At 62.7% G+C, this 8,326-nt stretch carries 5 protein-coding genes; 1 reads left to right on the forward strand and 4 read right to left on the reverse strand.

The features are described 5' to 3' along the window. Nucleotides 1–594: 594 nt before the first annotated feature. From yghU to AACV02_RS16445, 4 genes are read right to left on the reverse strand one after another with little or no spacing between them, the layout of a single operon-like run. On the reverse strand, nt 595–1,431 hold the full coding sequence (gene yghU / locus AACV02_RS16430) for a glutathione-dependent disulfide-bond oxidoreductase (RefSeq protein ID WP_119735730.1): 837 nt from the start codon (nt 1,429–1,431) through the stop codon (nt 595–597). 2 nt (nt 1,432–1,433) lie between these two features. Then, complete coding sequence (locus AACV02_RS16435) at nt 1,434–2,879, reverse strand: efflux transporter outer membrane subunit (RefSeq protein ID WP_119735732.1); 1,446 nt, start codon at nt 2,877–2,879, stop codon at nt 1,434–1,436. Beyond that, nucleotides 2,872–4,041, reverse strand: coding sequence for an efflux RND transporter periplasmic adaptor subunit (locus AACV02_RS16440; protein WP_119735735.1), 1,170 nt, complete (start codon nt 4,039–4,041; stop codon nt 2,872–2,874). The genes AACV02_RS16435 and AACV02_RS16440 overlap by 8 nt, the downstream gene beginning before the upstream one ends. A gap of 1 nt (nt 4,042) precedes the next feature. Then, nucleotides 4,043–7,222, reverse strand: coding sequence for an efflux RND transporter permease subunit (locus AACV02_RS16445; RefSeq protein ID WP_106579780.1), 3,180 nt, complete (start codon nt 7,220–7,222; stop codon nt 4,043–4,045). A gap of 274 nt (nt 7,223–7,496) precedes the next feature. On the opposite strand from AACV02_RS16445, the gene AACV02_RS16450 reads away from it, so the two are divergent. After that, nucleotides 7,497–7,970 (forward strand): MarR family winged helix-turn-helix transcriptional regulator, encoded by a 474-nt coding sequence (locus tag AACV02_RS16450; RefSeq protein ID WP_256680239.1) that lies wholly within the window; start codon nt 7,497–7,499, stop codon nt 7,968–7,970. Nucleotides 7,971–8,326: the final 356 nt, after the last annotated feature.

Below are 8,326 nucleotides of genomic sequence, written 5' to 3' on the forward strand. Positions count from 1 at the left end.
TAGATCAAAAGCGAAGGCGAGGCGGCCTGACAGCCGACCTGTTTCTTGAAGCTGAACTCAATCAAAGGTGGGAGCTGCACTCGGTCAAACTGTGGGAGCGGGCTTGCTCGCGAAGGCGGTGGGCCAGTGATACATGAGCTGACTGAACCACCGCCTTCGCGGGCAAGCCCGCTCCCACATTTGGATCGCAGTGCATCAGATACAGATGTGCTGCTGTGCTGTTGATCCGCTTTTGCTTCAACCACTCAGGTCGGCTACTAGGCCGCCGTGCTCTGCTCTTGATCTTGCTTTTGATCTGACAAGCCCCGTCAACCACGCTGGCCGAACGCAGGTTTGAATCCGTGGGTAACCCGGCAGGACGCCGGGTTAGCCGTGTTGGGCCATGGATGGCCCGTCGCGGCGGCCCACGGATTCAAGCCGGAGTGAGGGCACACCGAGCCCAAGCGAGGTGCCGAGTGGTGGGGCAAAGACCTTTTGGTTACTTTTGGCTGGGCCGGCATTCCGGGCGTTTGCCAAAAGTGACCCGCTGTAAGAGCGGAACCACCAGCGGCCGTTACCGCAGCAACGGATATGTACTCTCCCCCCAAAAAAAAGTCAGTCCAAATCACTCGCATCATGCCGCTCACGCAGCTGCTCCGAAACCTCCCCGGAAACCCGATTCACCCGCCGCCCCCGTTGCACCGCCGGCCGCGCCTCAATCGCGTCCGCCCAACGCAACACATGCTTGTACTCATGCACCGACAAAAACTGCGCCGAATCCCCATACAACCGGCCTTTGACCAACCCGCCATACCAAGGCCAGATCGCAATATCAGCAATGGTGTACTCATCCCCGGCAATGTACTCACTCACCGCCAACCGCTGATCCAGCACATCCAGCTGGCGCTTGGTCTCCATAGCGAACCGATTGATCGGATACTCCATCTTGCTCGGCGCATACGCATAAAAGTGCCCAAACCCACCGCCCAGGTACGGCGCACTGCCCATTTGCCAGAACAACCACGACAAACACTCCGCACGCGCCGCCGGCTCAGTCGGGAAGAACGCCCCAAACTTCTGCGCCAGGTACTGCAAAATCGCCCCCGATTCGAACACCCGAATCGGCGTATCCCCACTGCGATCCAGCAACGCCGGGATCTTCGAATTCGGGTTCACCGCCACAAACCCGCTGCCAAACTGATCACCGTCACCGATCTTGATCAGCCAGGCGTCGTATTCCGCGCCGGTATGCCCCAGGGCCAACAGCTCTTCCAGCAGGATCGTGACCTTCTGGCCATTGGGCGTGGCCAGCGAATACAGCTGCAACGGGTGCTTGCCAACCGGCAGTTCCTGCTCGTGGGTCGCACCGGCGACAGGCCGGTTGATACTGGCAAAGGTGCCGCCGCTTTCAGTGTCCCAGGTCCAGACTTTCGGGGGTACGTACTCGGTCATGCTCATTTCTCCTTGGTTTCATTAGGGGTCGACGCAGCCAATTGAGCCACGTTCCATCCGCCGCCCAGCGCCTTGATCAGGCCCACATTGGCGCTCAACTGCTGGGTTTGCAATTGCAACACGCTGCGCTTGGCTTCCAGCGCCGCCACTTGGGCGGTCACCACATCCAGATACGCCACGGCACCCTGGCGATAACGCGAGGTGGACAGGTCTTCGGCGTATTGCGCCGCCGCCGCCGCATCGCGCTGATCATCCAGCGCAGCGCCCAGTCCGGCGATTTGCGACAGGTTGTCCTCCACCTGCTCGAACGCACCCAACACCACGCCCCGGTATTTGGCCGCTGCTTCATCGGTGGCGGCCTTGGCGATATCCACCTGGGCCTGGCGCGCGCCGCCATCAAACAGGGTTCCTACCAGCGACGGGCCGATGGCCCAGAACAGGTTGGGCGCGCTGAGCAAGCGGGCAAACTCGTCACTCTGATAACCGCCTTGGGCGCTCAGCGTGATCTGCGGGAACCACGCCGCCTTGGCGACGCCAATCCGCGCATTGGCCGCAGCGATGCGACGCTCGGCCGCCGCAATATCCGGCCGGCGCTGCAACAGGCTGGAAGGCACGCCGGTCGGCACATTCGGCAAGACAATCGGCGCCACGTTCACGGCGACGCTATAAGTGGAAGCCGACTCACCGAGCATCGCCGCTATCGAATGCTCCAGCAGCGCCCGCTGCACCTGGCTCTGGTTCAACTGCGACTTGACCGTCGACAACTGCGTACGCGCCCGCGCCACATCCAGGCCGGAGACGATACCGCCGCCATGCAAACCTTCGGTCAGGCCAAGGGCCCTGGCGTAAGCGTCGCGCGTCTGCTCCAGCAACTGGTTCTGCCAGTCGATGCCGCGCAGGCGGATGTAGCTGTCGGCCAATTGCGCCTGCAGGCTCAGGCGTACCGACGCCAGATCTGCCCTGGCCGCATCCGAATCGCTGGTGCCGGCTGCCACGGTGTCGCGCACGCGGCCCCACAGGTCGACTTCATAGTCGACTTCCAGGCCCAGGGTCGCGGAGTTGTAGACATCCGGTGAAGTGGCCGAGCGCAGCGGTTTGGTGTCTGACTGGCGAATGCGCTGGCCGTTGCCAATGGCCGAGATCTTCGGGAACAGCCCCGAACGGTCCTGAGCCAGGAACCCTTGAGACTGCTGGTAATGCGCGAGCGCGGCGCTCAGGTCGGCGTTGTTTTTCAGCAACTGCTGCTGCATCGCATCCAGTTGCGGGTCGTTGTACACGCGCCACCAGCCATCCCGGCTGGCCTGATCGTTCGGCGTGCCGACCGTCCACGGGCCTTGGGTGTGAAACTGCGCAGCCATCGGTGTTTGCGGCACGTTCAGCGGTGGCGCCAACGAGCAGGCGCCCAAACTCAACGTGGCGATCAGGCCCAGCACATTGCGCTTAGCCATGGGGTTTGACCTCAGTGGCGGCGACAGCCAGCTGCACCGAATCATCATCAGCCAGGCCATCGGGCGGCGTGTCGATCACGCGGTCGGCCGCTTGCAGGCCACTGGCGATTTCCACGCTGTCACCGAAATCGCGGGCGATGCTGACGATCTTGAAGTGCACATGGTTGTTGGCGTCCAGGGTCGCGACGCGCATGCCCTTGTCATCGAACACCAAGGCGCTGGACGGCACGCGGATGACGTCGGCCTGCACCGGCAGGTCAAACTGCACGCTGGTGTAGCCGCCGGGCAGCAAGCGGCCACCGGGGTTGTCCACCAGCAATTGCACGAGCGTGCTGCCAGAGGCGGCGTTGACCGCGTCGGCGGTGGCAATCACTTTGCCGGTAAAGGTTTCGCCGCGGTACTCCGGCACGCTGAGGCGCGCGGTGGTGCCTTCGCGAATCTGTGGCGAGAAGGTTTGCGGCACCTGCACATACACGCGCAGGCGGCTGACGTCGGCCACCGCAAACAGCTCTTTGCCGGCGGTGCCGCCGGCGCTGATCAACGCGCCTACGTCAGTGCTGCGCGCGGTGACCACACCGGCAAACGGCGCGACCAGATGCTGGAAGCCCTTGGTTGCGACCAGCTGGTCGACATTGGCCTTGGCCGCCGCCACTTTGGCTTGCTTGGCGGCCAGGTCACCGGTGCGTTCATCCACGTCCTGGCGCGACACCGAGTCGTTCGCCAGCATGGCCTGCCAGCGTTTGGCGGTGGTGTCGGCGAGGTGCTCATCGGCTTGGGCCGAGGCCAACGTGGCACGGGCCTGCAGCAGTTGCTGGTCGAGTTCCGGGGTGTCGATTTCCGCCAACACTTGCCCGGCTTTGACGCGGGTGCCGATGTCGACATTCCAGGATTTCAGGTAGCCGTTGACCCGCGCAAAGATCGACGCGCGTGAATACGCCTCCATCCGCCCCGGCAAGTTGAGCACCGGGCCCTGGGCTTGCACCACCGGTTTGATCAGGTTGACGCTGGGCAGCGCCTGGGCGTCGGTCCAGGTCTTGAGGTCGCGCGATTCACTGGCGCGCACGCCGATGCCGACACCGACGATGACAACCACCACGGCCGCGCCCCCGATCAGCCACAACAGGCCACGGGAAGACTTGGATTTAGAAACGGAAACGGACATGTCAAACCCCTTGGGTAACGGTGGTCGCACGCGTGGCGTGCTGGCGACGCCCGTGGACAAGACTGAAAATCAACGGAACCAGAATCAACGTGGCAATGGTGGCAAAGGCCAGGCCGCCGATCACCGCACGGCCAAGTGGCGCGTTCTGCTCGCCGCCCTCGCCCAGGCCCAAGGCCATGGGCGCCATGCCGATGATCATCGAAATGGCCGTCATCAACACCGGCCGCAGCCGGGTGAAGCCGGCTTCGAGCGCGGCCTGCACCGCATCGCCGTGCACCGCCAGGCGTTCGCGACAGAAGCTCACCACCAGAATGGCGTTGGCAGTGGCCACCCCCATGCACATGATCGCCCCGGTCAGCGCCGGCACCGACAGCGGCGTGTGGGTGACAAACAGCATCCACACAATGCCTGCAAGTGCCGCCGGCAATGCGGTGATGATCACAAACGGGTCGGCCCAGGATTGGAAGTTGACCACGATCAGCAAGTAGATCAGCACCACTGCGCCGAGCAGGCCGAACAGCAAGCCACTGAACGCCGCGTTCATGGTCTGCACCTGCCCTTGCAGGATGACCTTGGAGCCGGTCGGCACTTCACCGGCGTGGGCGGCGATGATCTTCTGGATATCGGCGGCAACGCCACCGAGGTCGCGGTCCTGGATCGCCGTCAGCACTTCGACCACCGGCTGGATATCCGATTGGGTGAACACCGAATTACTGTGGCTGCGCTGGATATTCGCCAGGCCGCCCAACGTCTGGTCGGTGGCCGCCCCGCTGCTGCCACTCAACGGCAGGTTGTGCAGCGCCGCCAGGCTTTCAAGGCTGTACTGCGGGGTTTGCATGACGATCGGGTAAGAGATCCCGTTGGCCGGGTTCAACCAAAAGGTCGGCGCCACCTGGCTGGAACCGGCGAGGTTGACCACCAGGCTGTTGGTCACGTCACGCTCGGTAAGGCCGACCAATTGCGCACGGGTGCGGTCCACGTCGATATTGAACGTCGGCAGTTGCCGCGACTGCTGGATACGCGCATCGACCACGCCCGGCACGCGGCGAATATCCCGCAGCAAGGCGCTTGCGTAAGTGAAGTTGCCCGCCAGGTTATTGCCGGTGATTTGCAGGTCAATCGGCGCCGACGAGCCGAAGTTGAGAATCTGCCCGACGATGTCCGATGCCGGGAACGAGAACACCGCACTGGGGAACTCGCGTGGCAGGGTTTCACGCAATATGCGCATGTATTCCGCCGTCGGGCGGTGGCCTTCATTGAGGCTGATCTGAATGTCGCTGTCTTGGGAGCCCACGGTGCCGGTGTTGTTGTACACCACGTTGATACCGCTGATGGACAGGCCGATGTTGTCGACCAACGCCTTGAGCTCATTGGCCGGGACTTTGCGCCGGATCGCGTTTTCGATGTCGGCGATCAAATGCGCGTTGCTTTCCACCCGTGTGCCCACCGGGGCACGCACGTGCAGCAGGATCAGCCCGGAATCGACCTCGGGGAAGAAGTTGCGCCCCAGGAACGGCACCAGCGCAAACGACACCGCAACAAACGCCAGCAGGCCGATCACCACTGTGCGGCGATGGTGCAAGGCACTGTCCAACACGCTGTGGTAGCGCTCGCGAAACCCTTCAAAACGCCGTTCGAAACCGCGCTGGAAATTCACCAGCGGGTTGCGCGATGGCGCGTGCCCGTCCTCAGCGTGCCCATGCGGTTTGAGCAGGTAGTTAGCGAGGGTCGGCACCAGCGTACGCGAGAGGATGAACGAGGCGATCATGGCGAAAATCACCGCTTCGGCCATCGGCACGAACAGAAAGCGCGCCACGCCGTCGAGGAAGAACATCGGCACAAACACGATGCAGATACACAGCAGCGAAACGAACGCCGGCGTGACGATTTGCGCCGCGCCGTCGAGGATAGCGGTCTCCACCGGCTTGCCCTGCTCCAGGTGCCAGTTGATGTTCTCGATGGTCACCGTGGCGTCGTCCACCAGGATGCCGACTGCCAGCGCCAGGCCGCCGAGGGTCATGATATTGAGGGTTTCGCCGAGGGCCGAAAGCGTGGCAATCGACGCCAGGATCGCCAACGGAATCGACGTGGCGATGATCACCGTCGAACGCCAGCTGCCAAGGAACAGCAGGATCATCAGGCTGGTCAGCGCCGCCGCGATCAAACCTTCACGGGCCACGCCGCTGATGGCCGAGCGCACGAACAGTGACTGGTCGCCAATCAGGTCGATGTTCAGGTCAGGCGGCAAGGCGGCCTTGTTGTCCGCGAGCTTTTCCTTGATCCCGGCGATCACACCCAAGGTCGAGGCCGAGCCGGTCTTGAGCACCGGCAGCAGCACCGAGCGGTTGCCGTTCACGTGCACGATGTTGGTTTGCGGCGGGTTGCCGTCGCGCACGGTGGCCACATCGCGGATCAACACGGTGGTGCCGTCGGCGGTTTTGATCGGCAGGTTTTCCAGGTCATGGAAATCCGACGGTGCGTTGTTCAGTTGCAGGTTGAATTCGTAGCTGCCGATCTTCTGCGTGCCCACCGGCGTGATCAGGTTCTGCGTGGCCAGCGCGGTGGCGACGTCTTGCGCCGACAGGCCGCGCGCCTGCATGCGCGCCGAATCAAGGTCGATCTGCACCTGGCGGCTCTTGCCGCCAAAAGGGTATGGCAGCGCCGCACCGGGCACGGTGGTGAGCATCAGGCGCACCTGGTTAAGGCCAATATCGCCCAGGCGCTGCTCGCTCAAACCGGGGCCCGACAGGGCCAGTTGCACGATGGGCACGGTCGAGGCGCTGTAATTGAGCACCAGCGGCGGCACGGTGCTGGGCGGCAATTGCCGCAGGATCGCCTGGGACACCGACGTGACCTGGGCGTTGGCCGTGCTGATGTTGACGCCGGGCTGGAAGAAGATCTTCACGATCCCGTAGCCATTCATCGACTGCGCCTCGATATGGCGAATGTCGTTGACCGTGGTGGTCAGCACGCGCTCGAACGGCGAGGTGATGCGCCCCGCCATCTGGTCGGGCGGCAGGCCGGTGTACTGCCAGATCACCGCGATGACGGGGATACGGATTTCGGGAAAGATGTCGGTCGGCGTGCGCCAGGCCGCCAATGGGCCGATGATCAGGATGAAAATAGCCAATACCAGAAAGGTATAGGGGCGCCGCAACGCGATGCGCACGAGGCTCAGCATAGGAGGTGATCCAGACAGGGGTTGGATGATCAAGCAGGCAGAGCCGTGCCGTTTTCCCGCCTCTCCCCATGCGTTTCCTGGGGAGTTTGTAACGACATCCGGGTCACAAAGAGGCATATGCCACGATATCTAATTTAGTGGCGTACGCAACTAATTTGTTTCAAGCTGTCTCAGTCTTCATCTGCGAGCTATCTTCGGTCTGAAAGGCCTTGTCCTGACAGGTCGCGCAGGCATAATCACCCGCGTCGTGTTTTGTATCAGAGAGTATCTGCCCTTGAAATCTGCCCCGCCTTGCTCCGAGAGCCCCAGCGCCTGCGTGAACGGTGCCGTGCGCCGTACGTCCCGTCGCCTGGGTCAGATCTATGACGAGGCGTATGCGCCCTGCGGGTTGAAAGCTACCCAATTTGCGGTGCTCAACCGTATTGCCAAGGCGGGTACGCCGAAGATGGGCGAGCTGGCCCAAGCCTTGGTGATGGACCTTTCCGCTCTCGGCCATACGCTTAAGCCGCTGGTACGCGATGGGTTGGTGGAACTGCAGGTGGACGAACTCGACCGCCGCACACGGCGGGTGTTGCTGACCGGACAGGGCAAGCGCACACATGCGGCGGCCAAGCGTATTTCAAACAAAATGGCGGAGCGTTTTGATCAGGCGTTCGGCCGGGAAGCGGCGGCGCAGTTGCGCCAGACACTGGACTTTATCGCCTCCGATGAGTTTGCCAAGACGTTGCTGGCCAACTTGGAAGACTGAAAGCGGGGCTTTTGAGTACATATCCGTTGTTTGGGTGATGGCGGGTATGGGTTCCGCCCTTACGGCGGGTCACTTTGGAAAAGCCCCAAAGTAACCAAAGGGCTCTTGCCCCACCACTCGGCACCTCGCTTAGGCTCGGTGTGCCCGAACGAAGGTAGTACGCAGCGGGCCGCCGCGACGGGCCGTCCCTGCCCCGTCGCGGCTAAACCGGCGTCCTGCCGGTTTACCCGCTCCGTACTACCTGCGTTCGGCCAGCGTGGTTTGACGGGGCGCCTAAGATCAAGATCAAGATCTACAGCACGGCGGCCTAGTAGCCGACCTGAGTGGTTAGATCAAAAGCAAGAGCGAGGCGGCCT

The sequence above is a fragment of the Pseudomonas sp. Larv2_ips genome (assembly GCF_963879675.1).
Lineage (GTDB): Bacteria > Pseudomonadota > Gammaproteobacteria > Pseudomonadales > Pseudomonadaceae > Aquipseudomonas.

What these genes read in the sequence shown, in the direction of transcription:
- AACV02_RS16440 (WP_119735735.1), bottom strand. Translation starts at nt 4,041, where the DNA reads ATGTCCGTTTCCGTTTCTAAATCCAAGTCTTCCCGTGGCCTGTTGTGG.
- AACV02_RS16445 (WP_106579780.1), bottom strand. Translation starts at nt 7,222, where the DNA reads ATGCTGAGCCTCGTGCGCATCGCGTTGCGGCGCCCCTATACCTTTCTG.
- AACV02_RS16435 (WP_119735732.1), bottom strand. Translation starts at nt 2,879, where the DNA reads ATGGCTAAGCGCAATGTGCTGGGCCTGATCGCCACGTTGAGTTTGGGC.
- yghU (WP_119735730.1), bottom strand. Translation starts at nt 1,431, where the DNA reads ATGACCGAGTACGTACCCCCGAAAGTCTGGACCTGGGACACTGAAAGC.